Consider the following 19,567-nt stretch of genomic DNA (forward strand, 5'->3'; position numbering starts at 1 on the left):
CAGGCGCCGAGCCGAATTCCGTAAAGCCTTATGAGTTCATTCCATGACACATCGCATCGTAATCGTCGGCGGCGGCGCCGGCGGCCTGGAGCTTGCCACCCGCCTGGGTAGAACCCTGGGCAAGCGTGGCAAGGCGCGTATCACCTTGATCGACGCCAACCTGACGCATATCTGGAAACCCTTACTGCACGAAGTGGCCGCCGGCTCGCTGAACTCGTCCGCTGACGAGCTCAACTATGTGGCACAGGCGAAGTGGAACCACTTCGAATTCCAGATGGGCCGTATGAGCGGCCTGGACCGCGAGCGCAACTGCGTCCATCTTGCCGCCTCGCTCGATGAACACGGGATCGAACTGGTGCCGGCTCGCACGCTGAGCTACGACACGCTGGTGATCGCGGTCGGCAGTACGACCAACGATTTCGGCACCAAGGGCGCCGCCGAGCACTGCATCTTTCTCGACACACGTGAACAAGCAGAGCGTTTCCACCGCCTACTGCTAAGCCACTACATGCGCGCCCATGCCGCTGAAGGCCATCAAAGCACCATCAACATGGCGATTGTCGGCGCCGGCGCCACAGGGGTCGAGCTTGCCGCCGAGCTTCACCACGCCGCACGCGAGCTGGCCGCCTACGGGCTGAACGGCATCAAGCCAGAAAACGTCCACATCACACTCATTGAAGCTGGCCCACGAGTACTGCCCGCACTGCCGGAGCGAATCAGCCAGCCGGTGCACCAAACGCTCAAAGATCTGGGCGTCACCGTACTCACTGACGCCGCAGTAAGCGAGGTGACGGATGAAGGCTTGCATACCAAGGATGGCAACTTTGTCTCAGCCACATTGAAAGTCTGGGCTGCCGGCATCCGAGCGCCAAGCTTTCTGAAAGACATAGACGGACTGGAAAGCAATCGGATCAACCAGCTGCAGGTGCTCTCCACCCTGCAAACCACTCGGGACGAGAACATCTTCGCCTTCGGCGATTGCGCTGCATGCCCGCAACCTGACAGTGATCGCAACGTGCCCCCGCGAGCGCAGGCGGCGCATCAGCAAGCATCGCTGCTCGCCAAATCGATCGCCCGGCGACTGGAGGGCAAGGACCTGCCCATTTACCGCTATCGCGATTACGGCTCCCTAATATCGTTGTCGACGTTCTCTGCAGTAGGCAATCTGATGGGCAATCTCACCGGCAACGTGATGCTGGAAGGGTGGTTGGCACGGATGTTCTACGTTTCCCTATATCGGATGCATCAGATCGCGCTGTACGGCGTCGCGCGTACGGGCCTGATGATGATTGGAGACAAACTCAGCACCAGCACAGTACCGCGCCTCAAGCTGCATTAACTGACGCAAACAGCGCCAGCGCAGCTCACCACGAGAGGCGCTGGGCTAACGACCAGTTTTAGCGATACGAGGCCTGCAAACGCGCAGAGAAACCTCAAGGCAAAAAAAAACCGGGAGATCCTTGCGGATCTCCCGGTTTCTCACGCCTCTTGCGAGACGATTTTGGTGGGTCGTGTGGGATTCGAACCTACGACCAATTGGTTAAAAGCCAACTGCTCTACCAACTGAGCTAACGACCCAAAAATGGTCGGGGTAGGGGGATTCGAACTCCCGACATCCTGCTCCCAAAGCAGGCGCGCTACCGGACTGCGCTATACCCCGATTGGATTTTGGCTCCGCGACCAGGACTCGAACCTGGGACCCAATGATTAACAGTCATTTGCTCTACCGACTGAGCTATCGCGGAACTTCATTTCCAGCTCTTCAGGTGGTCTGCGTTACCGCTTGCTTTCCCCCCTCAGAGGCGCGCCATTTTACGGTTCTCGGCGCGGCTGTCAACAGAAAAAATGCGATTTACTACAATGATTTGCACGACGCAGCAGCGCTACCCGCTCCACTGGAGTCGGAGCCGCCGGCAACGCTCCGAAAGAACGCGCCGGCACCGCGTAAATCAGGCGAAGATAATCTCGTCACCTTGCACGCTCCCCGAGATACTCGAACCCGGCTCGAACGCCCCAGAGAGTATCTGCTGCGCCAGCGGATTCTCGATCCAGCGCTGAATGGCTCGTTTCAACGGACGCGCGCCGTAGACCGGGTCATAACCCACTGCAACCAGCTTATCCATGGCCTCGTCACTCAGTTCCAGACTCAGCTCACGCTCGGCCAATCGTTGCTGCAGGCGACTCAGCTGGATGCGGGCGATGCCAGCGATCTGATCGCGGGCCAGCGGATCGAAGACCACCACTTCGTCGATACGGTTAATGAACTCCGGCCGGAAGTGATGACTCACCGCATCCATGACCGCTGCGCGCTGCGCATCAGGATCGCCTACCAGCTCTTGAATCTGCGTCGACCCCAGGTTCGAAGTCATGACAATCACCGTATTGCGGAAATCCACGGTCCGCCCATGACTGTCAGTCAGACGCCCGTCCTCAAGCACCTGCAGCAGGATATTGAACACGTCAGGGTGCGCCTTCTCCACTTCGTCGAGCAGAACCACCGAGTAGGGCTTGCGGCGCACGGCCTCGGTCAGGTAGCCGCCCTCCTCGTAGCCCACGTAGCCCGGTGGCGCCCCAATCAGGCGCGCAACAGAATGCTTCTCCATGAACTCCGACATATCGATACGGATCATCGCCTCCTCGGTGTCGAAGAGGAACTCGGCCAAGGCCTTGCACAACTCGGTCTTGCCAACCCCGGTCGGACCGAGGAACAGAAAGGAACCGCTGGGGCGATTCGGATCAGCCAGCCCGGCCCGTGATCGACGAACCGCATTGGCCACCGAGACAACCGCCTCGTGCTGCCCTATCACGCGCTGGTGCAACAGGCCTTCCATTTTCAGCAGCTTCTCGCGCTCGCCTTCGAGCATTTTCGACACCGGAATACCCGTCCACTTCGAGACGACTTCGGCGATCTCCTCATCCGTTACCTTGTTACGCAGCAGCTGGTTCTCGGTCTTGCCGTGTTGATCGACCATCTGCAGGCTGCGCTCGAGGTCTGGGATGATGCCGTATTGCAGCTCGGCCATACGCGCCAGGTCGCCCTTACGCCGCGCAGCTTCGAGATCGGCCTTGGCCTGCTCGATCTTCTGCTGCATCTGGGCGGAGCCTTGCACTTCGGCTTTCTCCGACTTCCAGATCTCTTCAAGGTCGGCATATTCGCGTTCCAGCTTGACGATTTCCTCGTCGAGCTTGGCCAAACGCTTACGGGTCGCCTCGTCGTCTTCGTTCTTTAGTGCTTCGCGCTCGATCTTCAACTGGATCAGGCGTCGATCCAGACGATCAAGCTCCTCCGGCTTGGAGTCGATCTCCATGCGAATGCGGCTGGCCGCCTCATCAATCAGGTCGATGGCCTTGTCCGGCAACTGCCGATCGGTGATATAGCGGTGCGATAACTTCGCCGCGGCAATGATCGCACCGTCGGTGATGGAGACCCCGTGGTGCACTTCATAGCGCTCTTTCAGGCCCCGCAGAATGGCGATGGTATCTTCTTCGCTTGGCTCATCGACCTGCACGCGCTGAAAGCGACGCTCTAGCGCAGCGTCCTTCTCAATGTACTGGCGGTACTCATCAAGAGTGGTCGCCCCGACGCAATGCAATTCACCGCGCGCCAGGGCAGGCTTGAGCATGTTGCCGGCGTCCATCGCGCCTTCGGCCTTGCCGGCTCCGACCATGGTATGCAGCTCGTCGATGAACAGGATGACGCGCCCTTCCTGCTTGCCCAACTCGTTGAGCACCGCCTTCAGACGCTCTTCGAACTCACCGCGGAACTTGGCCCCAGCGATCAGCGAACCCATGTCCAGCGCTAGCAGACGCTTGTCCTTGAGCCCATCTGGCACCTCACCGTTGACGATGCGCTGCGCCAAGCCCTCGACTATGGCGGTCTTGCCTACGCCTGGCTCGCCAATCAGTACCGGGTTGTTCTTGGTGCGCCGCTGCAACACTTGAATGGTCCGGCGGATCTCGTCATCGCGACCGATCACCGGGTCGAGCTTGCCGTCCTCGGCGCGCTTGGTCATGTCCACGGTGTACTTGTCCAGCGCTTGCCGCGACTCCTCGGCATTGGGGTCGTTGACGGCCTCGCCACCGCGTAGATTGCTGATGGCGTTTTCCAGCGCTTTTTTGGTCACACCCTGATCCAGCAACAACTTGCCCAGGCGACTGCTGTTATCCAAAGCAGCGAGTAGCACCAGCTCACTGGATATGTATTGGTCACCCTTTTGCTGCGCGAGACGATCAGCCTGATTGAGCAGTCGCGCCAGATCCTGAGACATGTTCATGTCACCGGTCGGGTTCTGCAGTTTCGGCAACTGGTCAAGCTCTTTGGTCAACGCCTGGCGCAACCCATTGATGTCGAAGCCCACCTGCATCAGCAGCGGTTTGATCGAACCTCCCTGCTGCTCAAGCAGCGCCTGCATCAGATGCAAGGGCTCGATGGACGAATGATCGAAACCAACAGCAATGGACTGGGCATCGGAAAGCGCAAGCTGCAGCTTGCTGGTCAAACGATCGATACGCATGTAATCACCTTTCTAGGTAAGGCAGGCCGTGCACTGAACCGCGCTACGAACAAAAGCCTGCGAGATGGACCTTAGATGAGGTTGATTGTTGGAGATTCAAGCCGTTCGACCTTGACGCAGGTCATGTCGTTGGTTTAACGCAGGCCAGATGCGAGGCGCCGAAGCCGGGAGGTTCGGACTCAGACCAGCCAGATCAGGCTGGCGAAACGTCCGGTGCAGGCGGCACGGCGATAGGAGTAGAAACGGGGATCGCCGACAGTACAGAAACCGCCGCCGAACACAGCCGTAATGCCGCAGGCAGCCAGACGGATTCGAGCGAGCTGGTAGATGTCCGCCATGAAGCGACCCGCATTGTGACTGGGGGTAAAGGCATCGGAACAAACCGGGTGGCGCGACGTGAACGCCTCACGCACCTCGCCGCCCACCTCGAATGCCGCGGGTCCTATCGCCGGACCGAGCCAGGCGATCAATTGCGCGCCAGGCACCGCCATGGCCGACACTGTGGCCTCCAGCACGCCAGCAGCCAGCCCGCGCCATCCTGCATGTGCAGCCGCAACACGAGTGCCGTCGAGGTTGCAGAACAATACCGGCAAGCAGTCGGCAGTCAGTACCGCACAAGCAATACCTGCCTTGCCCGTCCAGCTGGCGTCGGCTGTAGGGCAACTACCCGGATCGGCTTCAACGGCGCTACATGAATGGACTTGGCTCATCCAGGCAGGTTCGCAACCGAGCAGCCGCTGCAGGTCCTGCCGATTTGCCGACACCCGCTCGGGCACATCGCCTACGTGATCGCCCAGGTTGAAGCCATCGAACGGCGCTTGACTCACGCCACCGCTGCGCGTGGTGACGCACGCCCTCACACGCCGAGGCGCGGGCCAGTCGGGACGGATCCAGCCTTCTGGCCAGTCGCTCACCCGCTAAACGCCTCGCGATCCTGCTGCAACAGTGTCAGCAGCCAGACGAAATCATCCGGCAACGGCGATTCCCATTTCAGCCGCTCGCCGCTGACTGGATGATTCAACTCCAGAAAGCGTGCATGCAATGCCTGCCGCGGGAAATCCCGCAGCGTTTGCACCATGGTTGGGTTCGCTGCCGGCGGGATACGAAAACGCCCGCTATAAAGTGGGTCACCCACCAACGGATAACCGATATGCGTCATATGCACCCGGATCTGGTGCGTACGTCCGGTTTCAAGCTTGACCCGAACATGCGTGTGCGACCGGAAGCGCTCGAGCACCCGATAATGACTCACAGCTGGCTTGCCACCTTCGACCACTGCCATGCGTTGACGCTGCTGGCCATGCCGACCAATGGCTGCATTTACGGTTCCCCCGGTGATGATTACACCGATGACGATAGCCTCGTAGATACGACTGACGCTGCGCGCCTGCAACTGCTCAACCAGACGCGTCTGCGCCTGCAGCGTCTTGGCCACCACCATCAGGCCGGTGGTGTCCTTGTCCAGGCGATGGACGATGCCGGCACGCGGCACGTTAATCAGATCCGGGACATGATGCAGCAAGGCATTGAGCAGGGTGCCGTCGGCGTGCCCGGCGGCTGGATGCACCACCAGCCCGGACGGTTTATTCAGCACCAGGATGTGCTCATCTTCGAAAACGATATCCAGCGGAATGTCCTGCGCCACCCACTCACCCTGCGCCTGCTGCTCGGCAGAAAGCTCCAGAACAGCACCCGCATGCACGGTATCGCGAGGCCGTAGCGCCATACCGTCAACGGTGAGCTGACCCTCTTTGATCCAGGCAGCGAGACGTGAACGGGAATGCTCAGAGAACAGCTGTGCGGCGATTTGATCGAGGCGCTGCCCGCCGAGCTCAAATGGCACCTCGGCGCGGAGATGAATGGCCTGGGTGGTGATCGTGGACATAATTAAGGGCGCTTCAATAGTTGGAGAGGCAACCGTGCGGTTCGGCCGGTTGCGACAGGCGATAAGCCGCTACATGAGGAAGGGGGATGTGACCAGGTCGGCAGGCAGGACGCCTACGGGCAGATCCTCAGCCTGAGCAGCCCCTCGACAGCGACACGGGTGCAGCCTTTGGTTTCAGCAACACGCTTGTGTTTAAATACCGCGTCTTTGTCCCGGCCAGCCGGGGCGCCCATCATAACAGGACGGCTCAGCGCAAGACAGCCAGCCGTCACAGGGACGCAAGCCGCCATGCAAGTGAAACACCTGCTGCTGATCGCCATTTTCGCCCTTACCGCTGCCTGTTCGTCCAACGAAACCATCAGTGAAAACCTCGGCGAAGCGGAACTGTACCGGCAGGCACAAGCCGACCTGGACAATAAGAGCTTCACCAGCGCGATCAACAAACTGAAGGCACTGGAATCCCGCTATCCGTTCGGCCGTTTCGCCGAACAGGCGCAGCTTGAGCTGATCTACGCTTATTACCGCAACACCGAGCCGGAAGCCGCTCGTTCCTCTGCCGAACGGTTCATCCGCCTGCATCCGCAGCATCCCAGTGTCGACTACGCCTACTACCTGAAGGGTCTGGCGTCCTTCGACCAGGACCGCGGTTTGCTGGCGCGTTTCCTGCCGCTGGACATGACCAAGCGTGACCCCGGCGCTGCACGCGACTCCTTCAACGAATTTGCCCAGCTGACCACCCGCTTTCCAAACAGCCGTTACTCCCCGGATGCCAAGGCACGGATGGTTTACCTGCGTAACCTGCTGGCGGCGAACGAAATCCATGTTGCTGACTATTACCTTCGTCGTCAGGCCTACGTAGCTGCCGCCAACCGTGGTCGCTATGTTGTGGAAAACTTCCAGGGTACGCCCGCAGTCGGTGACGGTCTGGCCGTCATGACCGAAGCCTATCAGCGCCTCGGACTCGACGACCTTGCCGGCACCAGCCTGGAAACGCTCAAGCTGAACTACCCGCAACACCCCAGCCTGGAAGACGGCGAGTTCGTGCCACGCCAGGAGGAGGCCGATAACCGCAGCTGGCTGTCCCGCGCCACACTTGGCCTGATCAATACCGAGAATAAAGCTCCGGACCGCTCGCAATCCAACCGCGATGTGGTGCGTCAGTATGAAAATGCCGCACAGGATCTCCCGGATGAACTGCGCCCTGTGTTACGGGAAGCGGAAGCCGAAGCTGCCAACGAAGAGCAAGACCGTTCCTGGTGGAGCTATCTAACCTTCGGCCTGTTCGACTGAGTGTCCAACCGCAGCCTGCCAGAACGGCAGGCCCGCACGGCTTAGCCAGGAAGTAGAGATATGGGCCTGTTTCGACTGTTGTTCTGGATCGTCCTGATTGCGGCAGCGTTCTGGCTTTGGCGCCGCGTAACCAGCAGCAAGTCCGCTGCCGTTAATAAACCGCAACAGACCACCGTCATGACCGTTCGCTGTGTTCAATGCGGCGTACACCTGCCACGTGAGCAAGCACTGCAGAGCAGTGACCGTTGGTATTGCAGCCAGGCGCATCTGGAACAGGACAGCAAGTCGGGTGGGAACTGAACGCCTGACGTTTTTCGGTTACACCGGTCGACGAATCCTTCGGCTTTATCATCTTTATCGTGTCGTAATCGGCTTGGTGCTGGTTCTGCTGATCAGCAGCGATCTGCACAGCGAGCTGATGCGCATGATCAACCCCTCGGCGTTCTACTACGGCGCCTGGCTCTACCTGACCCTCAACATCTTCGCTGCCGTGTTGCTGCAGAATCCCAAGCGGGAACTGCCGGTGGTGGCGCTCGCGTTTCTGGACGTCACCCTGCTGGCCGCCCTGTTCTACTTCGCGGGCGGTACGCCGAGTGGCATCGGCAACCTGCTGATCGTCGCGGTTGCCATTGCGAACATCCTGCTGCACGGCCGTGTCGGCTTTTTCATCGCCGCAGTCGCTGCAACCGGCCTCATCTATCTGACGTTCTACCTCAGCTTAAGCGACAGCGCGGCGAGCAGTCAGTATATCCAGGCCGCCGCGCTTGGCACGCTGTGCTTCGCCGCCGCGCTACTGGTGCAGGGCCTGACCAGACGGCTGCAGGTCAGCGAAACCCTTGCCCGCCAGCGCGCCGAAGAGGTCGCCAATCTCGAAGCCTTGAACGCCCAGATTCTGCAACGCATGCGCACCGGCATCCTTGTCCTCGACTCTCAAGAACGCGTGCTGCTTGCTAATCAGGGTGCCCTCGAACTGCTCGGACAAGCATCCCTGACCGGAGAACGGCTGGCGCCACGCTGTCCGGAAATTGTCAAAGGCCTGCAACGCTGGCACGAGAACCCCACCCTCCGTCCGCGCAACTTCAAAGCCACACCCGACGGCGCCACGCTGCAGCCCAGCTTCGCTACGCTGCAGCACGGCATGAAGCAGGACACCCTGGTATTTCTTGAAGATATCTCGCAGATCGCGCAGAAGGCCCAGCAGCTGAAACTCGCGTCGCTTGGCCGACTGACCGCCAGCATTGCCCACGAGATCCGCAACCCGCTCGGTGCGATCAGCCATGCTGCCCAGCTGCTGCAGGAATCAGATGTGTTGGACCCTGCAGATTTGCGCCTTAGCCAGATCATCCAGGATCATTCGCGGCGCATGAATCTGGTCATCGAAAATGTGCTGCAGCTGTCGCGCCGTCGCCAGGCCGAACCGCAACTGCTGGATCTGAAATACTGGGTGCATCGGTTCGCCAGCGAATATCGCCAGACACTGCCGCCTCAGCAGGTTGTCCACGTGGAGACTCAAGGCAGTTCTCTGCAGACCCGCATGGACCCAAATCAGCTGATTCAAGTGCTGACCAATCTAGTGCAGAACGGCCTGCGCTACAGCGGCCAGAAACACGGCGAAGCACAGGTGTGGCTAAAAGTCTTTCGTGACGAGGCGAGTGACTTGCCCGTGCTGGAGGTGCTCGACGATGGCGCAGGTGTGCCAGCAGAACAAGTGCAGAACATCTTTGAGCCGTTCTTCACCACAGAAAACAAGGGCACGGGTCTTGGGCTGTATATCTCTCGAGAGCTCTGCGAAAGCAATCAGGCACGGCTGGATTACCGTGAGCGAGACGAGGGCGGAAGCTGCTTTCGGATCGTCTTTGCGCATCCACGCAAGCTGAGCTGAGCTTTGCGTAAGACGCAACGGGTCACACATCGGCCATGTGGGGGTACAAGGCAGGCACCGTGGCGTTAACATTGCGTATCCCACACCCTCTCTCTCAAAGACCGAGACCATGACCGCCCGCCAGAAAGCGCTGATCATCGATGACGAACCCGATATCCGTGAACTCCTGGAGATCACCCTCGGACGCATGAAACTGGACACCCGCAGCGCGCGCAATCTTAAAGAGGCGCGCGAGTGCCTGGCACGTGAGCATTACGACCTCTGCCTCACCGATATGCGCCTGCCCGACGGATGCGGTTTGGAACTGGTGCAGTTCATCCAGCAGCAGTACCCGCAGCTACCAGTGGCGATGATTACAGCCTATGGCAGTCTTGACACCGCGATCGGGGCGCTCAAGGCTGGGGCTTTTGACTTTCTCACCAAGCCGGTGGACCTCGGCCGTCTCCGCGAGCTGGTCAATACTGCACTGCGATTGCGTACACCGAATCCCAACGAACTGACGGTCGACAGTCGTCTGCTTGGCGCATCACCACCGATGAATGTATTGCGCAAGCAGATCGGCAAACTGGCGCGCAGCCAGGCACCGGTCTATATCAGCGGCGAATCCGGCAGCGGCAAGGAACTGGTCGCGCGGCTGATCCACGAACAAGGGCCGCGTCATGAACAACCCTTCGTTCCAGTCAACTGCGGCGCGATTCCCTCAGAGTTGATGGAAAGCGAGTTCTTCGGACATAAGAAAGGCAGTTTCACCGGCGCGATGGAAGACAAACCAGGTCTGTTCCAGGCGGCCAATGGCGGCACGCTGTTTCTCGACGAAGTGGCCGACCTTCCGCTGCCGATGCAGGTGAAACTGCTGCGAGCCATCCAGGAAAAGGCCGTGCGCTCAGTTGGCGGCGCGAAGGAAGTCGTGGTTGATGTGCGGATTCTCTGCGCCACCCACAAGGATCTGGCCAGCGAAGTCGCCGCAGGACGCTTTCGTCAGGATCTCTACTATCGACTGAACGTCATCGAGTTGCGCGTACCGCCCTTGCGCGAACGCCGTGAGGATATTCCCCAGTTGGCCGAGGTAATGCTGCGCCGCCTCGCCCAGGAATGCGGCGACACGCCGGCCAGGCTACAGCCCGATGCACTGGCAAAGCTGCAGAGTTACCGCTTCCCCGGCAACGTGCGCGAGCTGGAAAACATGCTTGAGCGTGCCTACACGCTCTGTGAAGGCGAAGAAATCAAACCCAGCGACCTGCGTCTGTCCGACACGCCAGGGATGCCGGAGAATGGCGAAGCAAGCCTGGCGCAGATCGACAATCTTGAAGACCACCTCGAAGAGGTCGAGCGCAAACTGATCATGCAGGCGCTTGAAGAAACCCGCTGGAATCGCACCGCCGCCGCCCAACGGCTGGGGTTGTCGTTCCGCTCCATGCGGTATCGGCTGAAGAAGCTCGGACTGGATTGAGCTAAAGCTGGAAGCGGGTCGGCGCTGACCACGTTCAGCAGGCACCGCCGAACCTCTTTGCGCTGACCTGAAGCCTATGGCTTCAGGCTGGCTGCTACCGACTAACCTTGCGACAGCAGATTACGCAGGTCGATAACCGCCGCGTTAGCACGCGAAATGTAATTGGCCATTACCAGTGAGTGGTTGGCGAGCACTCCATAGCCGCTACCGTTGAGCACCATTGGGCTCCACAATGGCTCCTGTGCAGCTTCCAGCTCACGAATGATCTGCCTGACGCTGATCGCCGCGTTCTTCTTCGCCAGCACGTCGGCAAAGTCCACTTCAATGGCGCGCAGCAGGTGCGACAAAGCCCACGCTTGTCCCCGCGCCTCATAGAACACGTTATCGATTTGCATCCAGGACGTCTCGACGCGCTCTTCTTCAACCACCTGACGGACACCATCACGCTCAAGCTCCGGCACCAGCTGCGCATCCAAACGCACGCGACCGACGCTAGCGGACAGCCGCTGGGACAAAGATCCGAGTCGAGTCCCGACATCTCCAAGCCAGTTATTCAGATTGTCGGCACGCGAATAGAACTGGGCTTTCGCATTCGGATCGCTCAAACGCGCCAGGTAGCGATCAAGGTAACGGGTGCCGTTGCGGTACTCCGATTCGCTGGCCGGCAGAGCCCAGCTGCGATTGTCGAAGTTGAACAGCGGTTCGGCTTTTGACAAATCCGGATCTTCGGTCGACTGGGATTGCGAACGCGCAAAATCCTTGCGAAGGGCACGACTGAGATCGCGAACCTGAACCAGCACGCCGTATTCCCAGCTTGGCATGTTGTCCAGCCACAGACCGGGCGGAGCGATGTCGTTACTCAGATAGCCGCCTGGCTTGTCAAGCAAGGTGCCCGCAACCTGCTTAAGGGTTTCAACCGTGGTGTAGCCATTGACGATCTGCTGCTGGGCTGCTTCGGCTGCTTCCCGCACCTGCTGCTGTACTGGGAATCGGTCAGGTTCGGAGCTCCAGTACCATCCGATCAAAAGGGCTACGAGCAGGTAGAGCCCGATTAACAGGGCAAGCCCCAGCAGTAGCGGATTGCGAGTCGACCGATCCGCTCTGGCTGAGTTTCCCGATAAGCCGAGGCGGCCGAAGCGATTCTTCCAATCCAACATGGGCGTCTGTCCTTCTCGTCATAAGTTTCAAAGATGCGATCGCCGATCACGCAGAGCGTGCGGCATGTGAACCACTATAACGCAGCCGGTCGAAAGCAAGCCTCATAATGAGAACCAGGCCGCCTATCCAGAACCTTCGCTGAAACTGATAGGTGGTAGCATTGAGCCACCACAGTGGGCTCTGAGAGCACTGCCGTAGCGGGCCAGGGAACCGGACATGTCGGACCAGGAAGAACTCAAGCAGCACTTCGCCCAACGGGTCATCCACCAGGCGCGGGAGGTACTCGAAGTCTGGCAACAGCTGCAACGCAGCGAATGGAATGACAGCTGCCGGTCTGCGCTGGCTGATGCCAATCAGCGTTTGCGAAAATTCGCCGAGCGCTTCGATCAAACTGAACATCAACTGCTCGCGATTGGCATCGAAGATTGCCTGGGCGATATCAGCGACAATCGCGGACGACTGTCTAGCAACACCATCGCCACGCTCAGTCAACTGGTCTATCGTCTGGCACGCACCGGCCTGCGTCACGGCGACCCGCGCGGGCAGTCCGCCTATGTACCGCCTTTGAGCAAACCCGTCTACATCGCACTGGGAGACAATCAGCGCGCTCGGCACGTGGTTCGCCAGCTCGAGTTCTTCAGCATGAATGCGCAGGCTTTCGCCAGTGATAGCGAATTCCGCGCAGCAATGCATGAGCGGCACCCGGCTGCGATCGTCATGGACGTGGACTTCAATGGCCCCGGTGAGGGCCTACAGCTCGCAGAGCGCATTCAGCAAGGGCTGGAAGAAAAGCTGCCGTTGATCTTCTTCAGCCATCAGGAAACCGACACGCCGATGCGACTGGCGGCCGTGCGCGCCGGCGGGCTCGAGTTCTTTACCGGCACTATCGATGCTTCATGCCTGCTGGAAAAGATCGAGATTTTCACCCGTACCGCCCATTACGAACCGTTCCGCGTTCTGATCATTGATGACTCGCGTGCCCAGGCGACCCACACCGAGCGGGTTCTGAACAATGCGGGGATCATCACCCAGACGCTCAATGAGCCGATCCAGGCGATCAATTATCTGGCTGAATTCCAGCCGGATCTGATCATCCTCGACATGTACATGCCCGAATGCATGGGTACTGAACTGGCCAAAGTGATCCGGCAGCACGAGCGCTACGTCAGCGTACCCATCATTTATCTCTCGGCCGAAGACGATCTCGACAAGCAGCTCGACGCCATGAACGAAGGCGGCGATGATTTTCTGACCAAACCGATCAAACCCAGCCATCTGATTGCGACAGTCCGCACCCGCGCCGAGCGGGCCCGCAGCCTGAAGGCCAGAATTGTGCGAGACAGCCTGACCGGCCTATACAACCATACACACAGCCTGCAGTTGCTCGAAGACGCCAGCTCACGTGCCCGCAGGGACGGGCAACCGCTGTGTTTCGCCATGATCGATATCGACCATTTCAAGAAGGTCAACGACACCTACGGCCACCCAATGGGAGACAGGGTAATCAAGAGCCTCGCCCTGTTTCTCAAACAGCGCCTGCGCAAGACCGACCACATAGGCCGCTATGGGGGTGAGGAATTTGCGGTGGTCATGCCCGACACCACGGTGCAGAACGCCGTAAAGGTGCTGGACGAGATTCGTGAACGCTTTGCCGAAATCCGCTATCCAGCACAACCCTTCGACTTGTCTTGCACGTTTAGCTGCGGCATCGCCGAGTTCACACCGGACGCAGAAATCAAATCGCTCACTCAGCAGGCAGACGAAGCGCTCTACTCCGCTAAACGTGCCGGCAGAAATCGGGTGGAGTGGTTCCGGCCGTCACAGGACTGACATCAAATAGCCATATCTTCTAGCCTCCAGAATCTCCGGAGGCCAGGATGCGCCTGAAGTCCCTTACTACCCTCAACACCTTGCTGCTCGTCGCCATCTGCTTTGCCCTGGGCGCAACGCTTTGGTGGTCGGAGCGTGCGCTGGAGCGCCCGTACCAGCTAATGGGTCAGTACCTGAGCCTTTCCCAGCGTTTTCAGCATCAGGTCGCCGACAATATCCACGAATACCTGAGCAGTGGCGACGCCCTACGACACAATGCGGCCCTGACTGCGCTAGAGGGGCTTGAGGCAGACGTGAGTGGCCTTCCCGGCCCGTTCGCCAATCGTCTGCAGCCGAGCCTGGAACAGCTCCACCAGTTCGCCGCTACCGAGCTGCTCGCCGCAGGCAAGCTGGCCGGAGATCCTTTAGGCCTGCTACTGCAGGCTGAGCGTGAGATAGCAGGCGTACTGGAGCAGCTACATCGCTATGCCGCGCAAGGACAGCATGAAGCCGTCACTCTTTATCAACAGCCATTGTTCGAATCAAGTCGACAACTGCTTCGCCTCAGCCACGCGAGAGCCAAGCTGACCGCTAGCGGCAACGGCGAGTTGGCGGCTGAGGTAGAGCAAGCGCTGCAAGCAATAACGAACGAAGCGCAAACGCTACAAGCCCTGCCACTGCTCGGCGTTACGAGTGCGCAAAAATCCGGTGCAAGCACTTTCGCTGCGCTCTTGGACCTCGACGAGCAAGCCCCAGCGCAGACAGCTGAAGATCAAGGTATCGCCTTCAAGCGCGACCTCTCCAGCCTGCTGAAGCGATATCCGGGAGAACTGCAACGCACACGCGGACTGATCGAGCAACGCCAGAAACTGATGGACAGCACCGAGCAGAAAGTCGCATCCCTACAAGTGGCACTCGACGACCTGGAGCCAGAGATCCGCGCAGAACATGGCCGTATCCAAGCAGAAGTACGGCTGATTCAGGGCACTATCATCGCGTTGATTCTAATGGTCGCACTTGCCATTGATCGCTTGCAGCGCCAACTCACACGCTCGCTTGGGCAACTGGCTCCGGCGCTCTCCGCTTGGGCCGGCGGCGATTTCGAAAGACCTATCGATATTCGCTCAAAAACGCCTGAGCTGGTCGAAATCGGCACGTCGCTCAACCAGCTACGCAACTACCTGCTCACGCTTGTCGGCACGCTGCGCCAACATGCACAAGAGGTGACCGGCAATAGTCGGAGCCTCGCGGACATGAGCAATGATCTGCACCAAGGTGCCAGCCGCCAGAACAGCGACACCGCGCAAATCCGGGACGCGCTGGGTGAATTGGAAGCCACCATCCAGGATGTCGCTACCAGCGCAGACCAGACGGCCGAGGCCGGCCGCGCTGCAAGCCACGCCGTAACCCAGGGACAGCAGGTCATCGGCAGAAGCCTGACCGGACTGCACGGTCTGGTTAGCGAAGTGCAGAGCAACGCCTTGGCCATCGAACGCCTGGCTGAGGAAACCGGAACGATCGGCAAGGTACTGACTGTCATCCGCTCGATCGCAGAACAGACCAACCTGCTTGCACTGAATGCAGCGATCGAAGCTGCGAGAGCTGGCGAGCAAGGCCGAGGGTTTGCGGTTGTTGCAGACGAGGTACGCACCCTGGCGCAGCGCACCAGCGGAGCCACCGAAGAGATCCAGCTGCTAATCGGGGGCCTGCAGACCGCTGCACATCAATCGGTCCAAGCCATGCGCACCCAGGTCAATCACGCCGAAGAAACAGCCCAGCTGGCCGAGACGGAAGATTCGGCGCTGAATCAGATCGTGACCACCATTGGTTCCATTGAGCAGATGGCCGCACAGATCGCGCTGGCCACCGCCCAGCAGAGCGAAGCGGTCAGCGAAATCCGTAGTCACAGCGAACGTATCCATCAGCTCGGCGACAGCAACCTGGCGCACATCAGCCGTGGCCGCGAACAGAGCGGGCAGATGCTGCAGCTGGCCAACGAACTGGACCAGGCGACTCTAGCGTTCAGAGGCTGATCACAGCTTATACAAACGCTGGCGCCTCCGGCTGGACGCCAGCTATCGGTCAGCGAGGGACCGCGGGACGCTGAGAAGGCTTACGCCCCTTTCCGCCAGGCTTGCCGCCGCCAACGGCAGCCTTACGCCTCGCTTCAGCGGCCGCCTTGGCCTCCTCGCGTTTGTCCCATGCGTTGCCATCGTGACTGCGCGGAGGCAAGCCGTTGTGCTGGGTAAGGATTTTGCCGCCCTGGCCTGCCTTCTTGCTGCCAGCCGGCGTTGAATTCTTGCGCCGCGCGCTCTGATAACCTTCAACCGCCGGTTGGTGCGCCGGGATCAGCTGATTTTTGCCGTTGCCGATCAGATCGGCGCGCCCCATGCGGATCAACGCCTCGCGCAAAATTGGCCAGCCCCTCGGATCGTGGTAGCGCAGAAAAGCCTTGTGCAGCCGGCGCTGTTCCTCGCTTTTGACGATGGTCACGCCCTCACTCTTGTAGGTGACCTTGCGCAACGGGTTCTTGCCGGTGTGGTACATCGCGGTGGCCGAGGCCATCGGCGACGGGTAGAAGGCCTGCACCTGATCGGCGCGGAAACCGTTGGCCTTAAGCCACAGCGCCAGGTTCATCATGTCTTCATCCGTGGTGCCCGGGTGCGCAGCGATGAAGTACGGAATCAGGTACTGCTCCTTGCCCGCTTCCTTCGAATACTTCTCGAACATCCGCTTGAACCGGTCGTAGCTGCCGATCCCCGGCTTCATCATCTTGTCCAGTGGGCCGCGCTCGGTATGTTCGGGCGCGATCTTCAGGTAACCGCCAACATGGTGGGTGACCAGTTCCTTGACGTACTCGGGCGACTCGACCGCGAGGTCGTAGCGCAGGCCTGAGGCGATCAGGATCTTTTTCACCCCGGGAAGAGCACGCGCCTTGCGGTACAGCTCGATCAGCGAGCTGTGGTCGGTATTGAGGTTTTCGCAGATGCCGGGATATACACAGGACGGTTTGCGGCAATGCTTCTCGATGTCGTGACTCTTGCAGGCCAGACGGTACATGTTGGCGGTCGGACCGCCCAGGTCGGAAACCACGCCGGTGAATCCCGGCACGCTTCTCATCTCCTCGATCTCATGCAGGATCGACTCGTGAGACCGGCTCTGGATGATGCGCCCCTCATGCTCGGTGATCGAGCAGAAGGTACAACCACCGAAACAGCCGCGCATGATATTGACCGAGAAGCGGATCATTTCGTATGCCGGGATCTTCGCCCCGCCGTATGCCGGGTGCGGCACGCGCGCGTAGGGCGCGGCGAACACGTAATCCATTTCCTCGGTGGTCAGCGGAATCGGCGGTGGGTTTAGCCACAGCTCGCGGTCATCGTGACGCTGCACCAGCGCGCGGGCATTGCCGGGGTTGGTCTCCAGGTGCAGAACACGGTTGGCGTGGGCATAGAGCGCTGGATCGTTACGCACCTTTTCGAACGACGGCAGACGGATCACGGTCCTGTCGCGCTCGATCTTGGGGCTGGGCAACAGCTGCACCACCTTGGACTCGTTGGGATCGTCCGCCAGCTGCGCGCCCTTCTCCTGCTCAATCGCGCAGGCTTGCTGGTCCTGGGTATTAACGTAAGGGTTGACGATTTTGTCGATCTTGCCGGGCCGGTCGATACGAGTCGAATCGATCTCGAACCAGCCTTCAGGCGAATCCTTGCGCACGAACGCCGTGCCGCGCACATCGGTTATCTGCTCGATAGACTCGCCGCGCGCCAGGCGCTGGGCTACCTCAACGATGGCACGCTCGGCATTGCCATAGAGAAGAATATCCGCCGTCGCGTCCATGAGAATCGAACGGCGCACCTTATCTGACCAGTAATCGTAGTGCGCGATGCGACGTAGCGAACCTTCGATGCCGCCGAGCACAACGGGCACATGTTTGTAAGCTTCCTTGCAGCGCTGGCTGTAGACCAGGCTCGCCCGGTCGGGTCGCTTACCCGCCTCGCCACCCGCGGTGTAGGCGTCGTCCGATCGAATCTTGCGATCAGCCGTGTAGCGATTGATCATCGAGTCCATGTTGCCCGCGGCGATGCCAAAAAACAGATTTGGCTGACCGAGCTTCATAAAATCGGCTTTGCTCTGCCAGTCCGGCTGGCTGATGATGCCAACGCGAAACCCTTGCGCTTCGAGCAAGCGTCCGATGATAGCCATGCCAAACGACGGATGGTCGACATAGGCATCCCCAGTCACGATGATCATATCGCACGAATCCCAGCCGAGCTGATCCATCTCCTCCCTGCTCATCGGCAGGAATGGCGCCGGACCGAAACACTCGGCCCAGTACTTGGGATAATCGAAAAGGGGCTTGGCGGCGTGCATGGCTAGAAACCGGGGCAACGTAAACGGGCGCGGAATATAGCACAAAAAATGATCAGGAAGGCCGACCACGCTGGTCGGCTTTTATCATCGCCGCGCAGGCGAAACGGTGCTCAGCCGTTGATATAACGCCGCGGCACCCGCTGGGTCACCTTGGTCAGCAGCTCGTAACCGATGGTGCCGCAGGCCTGCGCCAGCTCGTCGATGGGAATCTCGTTGCCCCATAACTCCACTGCATCGCCAAGGCCCGCCGGCGGCAGATCGGTGATGTCGACAGCGAGCATGTCCATCGACACCCGGCCAGCCAGCGGCGCCCGTTGCCCAAGGATCGAGACGCAGGTGCCGGGCGGTGCCGTACGTGGATACCCATCGGCATAACCACAGCTGACCGTGGCGATACGCGACGCCCTCTGAGCGACCCAACCAGCGCCGTAGCCAACACTCGCACCAGCCTCAACATCGCGGATCGCGATGATCGAAGCAGTCAGCGTCATCACGGGCTTCAGGCCCAGGGTTTTAGCGCTCAGCTCGGCGAAAGGCGAAGCGCCGTAGAGCATGATCCCGGGGCGCAGCCAATCCATGTGCGCAGCAGACAGGGTCAATACGGCGGCGGAGTTGGCGAAGGAGCGATTGTCGAACGCGAGATCCAGCAAACCGGAGAACTGCTCCAGCTGCGCCTCGTTGAGCGGATTCCCCCGCTCGTCGGCGCAGGCGAAATGGCTCATCAGGTTGAGCTCTGCAACTTGATGAGCCCCTTGCAGGCGGGCGTGGGCGCGACGCAACGCATCGGCGCTGAAGCCTAAGCGGTGCATGCCGGAGTCGAGCTTCAGCCACAGATTCAGCGGCCGCTCGATGTCCGCCGCCAATAGTGCGTCCAGCTGAGCCTCGCCTTGAATGGTAACGTCCAATCCAAGCGCGGCCGCCGCGGCATACTCGTTCGGTTCGAAGCAGCCTTCGAGCAGCAACAGCCTTGCGCTCGCGTCGACCGACCGAACCTGCTCCGCCTCTTCCAGCGATGCTACGGCGAAGCCGTCTGCCAATCCGCGCAGGCATTCGACCGCTGCGGGCGCACCGTGCCCATAGGCATTCGCCTTGACCACGGCGAAAGCTTTACGCCGTGGAGCGCACTGTTTGGCTAGCTGATAGTTGTGACGAAGCGCTGCAAGATCGACCGTAGCAACCAGGGGACGCATGGAAAGCCCTTCAGG

13 protein-coding genes and 3 tRNA genes are annotated in these 19,567 nt (G+C 60.0%); 7 read left to right on the forward strand and 9 right to left on the reverse strand.

The features are described 5' to 3' along the window. Positions 1 to 43 precede the first annotated feature (43 nt). On the forward strand, positions 44 to 1,339 hold the full coding sequence (locus tag BUE09_RS00975) for an NAD(P)/FAD-dependent oxidoreductase (protein WP_073298864.1): 1,296 nt from the start codon (positions 44 to 46) through the stop codon (positions 1,337 to 1,339). A gap of 163 nt (positions 1,340 to 1,502) precedes the next feature. Here the strand turns inward: BUE09_RS00975 and BUE09_RS00980 are convergent. The 6 genes from BUE09_RS00980 to rluD form a co-directional block, all read right to left on the reverse strand. Beyond that, positions 1,503 to 1,578 (reverse strand) — tRNA-Lys (locus BUE09_RS00980). Between the two features lie 5 nt (positions 1,579 to 1,583). Continuing rightward, positions 1,584 to 1,660 (reverse strand) — tRNA-Pro (locus BUE09_RS00985). Positions 1,661 to 1,669: 9 nt separating this feature from the next. After that, positions 1,670 to 1,745 (reverse strand) — tRNA-Asn (locus BUE09_RS00990). 204 nt (positions 1,746 to 1,949) lie between these two features. Further along, positions 1,950 to 4,514, reverse strand: a complete 2,565-nt coding sequence (gene clpB / locus BUE09_RS00995; RefSeq protein ID WP_073298865.1) for an ATP-dependent chaperone ClpB — start codon at positions 4,512 to 4,514, stop codon at positions 1,950 to 1,952. A gap of 179 nt (positions 4,515 to 4,693) precedes the next feature. Continuing rightward, the gene (gene pgeF / locus BUE09_RS01000) at positions 4,694 to 5,428 is read right to left on the reverse strand and encodes a peptidoglycan editing factor PgeF (protein WP_073298866.1); all 735 of its coding nucleotides are present in this window, start codon (positions 5,426 to 5,428) and stop codon (positions 4,694 to 4,696) included. Beyond that, entirely contained in the window at positions 5,425 to 6,399 is a 975-nt protein-coding gene (gene rluD, locus BUE09_RS01005; protein WP_073298867.1) for a 23S rRNA pseudouridine(1911/1915/1917) synthase RluD, read from the reverse strand. Before rluD ends, pgeF begins: the two co-directional genes overlap by 4 nt. A gap of 288 nt (positions 6,400 to 6,687) precedes the next feature. Here rluD and BUE09_RS01010 point away from each other — a divergent pair, with 288 nt between their 5' ends. The 4 genes from BUE09_RS01010 to BUE09_RS01025 all read left to right on the forward strand — a co-directional run bounded on the left by BUE09_RS01010 (position 6,688) and on the right by BUE09_RS01025 (position 11,021). Further along, the gene (locus BUE09_RS01010) at positions 6,688 to 7,689 is read left to right on the forward strand and encodes an outer membrane protein assembly factor BamD (protein WP_073298868.1); all 1,002 of its coding nucleotides are present in this window, start codon (positions 6,688 to 6,690) and stop codon (positions 7,687 to 7,689) included. Positions 7,690 to 7,749: 60 nt separating this feature from the next. Then, a complete protein-coding gene (locus BUE09_RS01015; RefSeq protein ID WP_073298869.1) occupies positions 7,750 to 7,989 on the forward strand; it encodes a PP0621 family protein in 240 nt (79 codons plus the stop codon). After that, positions 7,979 to 9,571, forward strand: a complete 1,593-nt coding sequence (locus BUE09_RS01020) for a sensor histidine kinase (RefSeq protein ID WP_073298870.1) — start codon at positions 7,979 to 7,981, stop codon at positions 9,569 to 9,571. Before BUE09_RS01015 ends, BUE09_RS01020 begins: the two co-directional genes overlap by 11 nt. 109 nt (positions 9,572 to 9,680) lie before the next feature. Further along, on the forward strand, positions 9,681 to 11,021 hold the full coding sequence (locus BUE09_RS01025; RefSeq protein WP_073298871.1) for a sigma-54-dependent transcriptional regulator: 1,341 nt from the start codon (positions 9,681 to 9,683) through the stop codon (positions 11,019 to 11,021). 101 nt (positions 11,022 to 11,122) lie between these two features. On the opposite strand, the gene BUE09_RS01030 is transcribed toward BUE09_RS01025, so the two are convergent. Continuing rightward, a complete protein-coding gene (locus BUE09_RS01030; RefSeq protein ID WP_073298872.1) occupies positions 11,123 to 12,178 on the reverse strand; it encodes a DUF2333 family protein in 1,056 nt (351 codons plus the stop codon). A gap of 217 nt (positions 12,179 to 12,395) precedes the next feature. Here BUE09_RS01030 and BUE09_RS01035 point away from each other — a divergent pair, with 217 nt between their 5' ends. Next, positions 12,396 to 14,009, forward strand: coding sequence for a GGDEF domain-containing response regulator (locus tag BUE09_RS01035; RefSeq protein ID WP_073298873.1), 1,614 nt, complete (start codon positions 12,396 to 12,398; stop codon positions 14,007 to 14,009). 47 nt (positions 14,010 to 14,056) lie between these two features. Further along, complete coding sequence (locus tag BUE09_RS20740) at positions 14,057 to 16,021, forward strand: methyl-accepting chemotaxis protein (protein WP_073298874.1); 1,965 nt, start codon at positions 14,057 to 14,059, stop codon at positions 16,019 to 16,021. Positions 16,022 to 16,070: 49 nt separating this feature from the next. On the opposite strand, the gene BUE09_RS01045 is transcribed toward BUE09_RS20740, so the two are convergent. Together BUE09_RS01045 and alr are read right to left on the reverse strand one after the other, a co-directional pair. Further along, a complete protein-coding gene (locus BUE09_RS01045) occupies positions 16,071 to 18,362 on the reverse strand; it encodes a YgiQ family radical SAM protein (protein ID WP_073298875.1) in 2,292 nt (763 codons plus the stop codon). A 110-nt stretch (positions 18,363 to 18,472) separates the two neighbouring features. Then, positions 18,473 to 19,552 carry an alanine racemase gene (gene alr, locus BUE09_RS01050; RefSeq protein ID WP_073298876.1) on the reverse strand — a complete coding sequence of 360 codons (1,080 nt, stop codon included), beginning with the start codon at positions 19,550 to 19,552 and terminating at the stop codon, positions 18,473 to 18,475. Between the last annotated feature and the right edge of the window lie 15 nt (positions 19,553 to 19,567).

It is taken from the genome of Stutzerimonas xanthomarina DSM 18231, from assembly GCF_900129835.1.
Classification (GTDB): domain Bacteria; phylum Pseudomonadota; class Gammaproteobacteria; order Pseudomonadales; family Pseudomonadaceae; genus Stutzerimonas; species Stutzerimonas xanthomarina.

Excerpts from the sequence above, each read along its gene's own strand:
- BUE09_RS00975 (WP_073298864.1), top strand. The coding sequence starts at position 44 with ATGACACATCGCATCGTAATCGTCGGCGGCGGCGCCGGCGGCCTGGAG.
- clpB (WP_073298865.1), bottom strand. The coding sequence starts at position 4,514 with ATGCGTATCGATCGTTTGACCAGCAAGCTGCAGCTTGCGCTTTCCGAT.
- rluD (WP_073298867.1), bottom strand. The coding sequence starts at position 6,399 with ATGTCCACGATCACCACCCAGGCCATTCATCTCCGCGCCGAGGTGCCA.
- BUE09_RS01010 (WP_073298868.1), top strand. The coding sequence starts at position 6,688 with ATGCAAGTGAAACACCTGCTGCTGATCGCCATTTTCGCCCTTACCGCT.
- BUE09_RS01015 (WP_073298869.1), top strand. The coding sequence starts at position 7,750 with ATGGGCCTGTTTCGACTGTTGTTCTGGATCGTCCTGATTGCGGCAGCG.
- BUE09_RS01025 (WP_073298871.1), top strand. The coding sequence starts at position 9,681 with ATGACCGCCCGCCAGAAAGCGCTGATCATCGATGACGAACCCGATATC.
- BUE09_RS01030 (WP_073298872.1), bottom strand. The coding sequence starts at position 12,178 with ATGTTGGATTGGAAGAATCGCTTCGGCCGCCTCGGCTTATCGGGAAAC.
- BUE09_RS01035 (WP_073298873.1), top strand. The coding sequence starts at position 12,396 with ATGTCGGACCAGGAAGAACTCAAGCAGCACTTCGCCCAACGGGTCATC.
- BUE09_RS20740 (WP_073298874.1), top strand. The coding sequence starts at position 14,057 with ATGCGCCTGAAGTCCCTTACTACCCTCAACACCTTGCTGCTCGTCGCC.
- BUE09_RS01045 (WP_073298875.1), bottom strand. The coding sequence starts at position 18,362 with ATGCACGCCGCCAAGCCCCTTTTCGATTATCCCAAGTACTGGGCCGAG.
- alr (WP_073298876.1), bottom strand. The coding sequence starts at position 19,552 with ATGCGTCCCCTGGTTGCTACGGTCGATCTTGCAGCGCTTCGTCACAAC.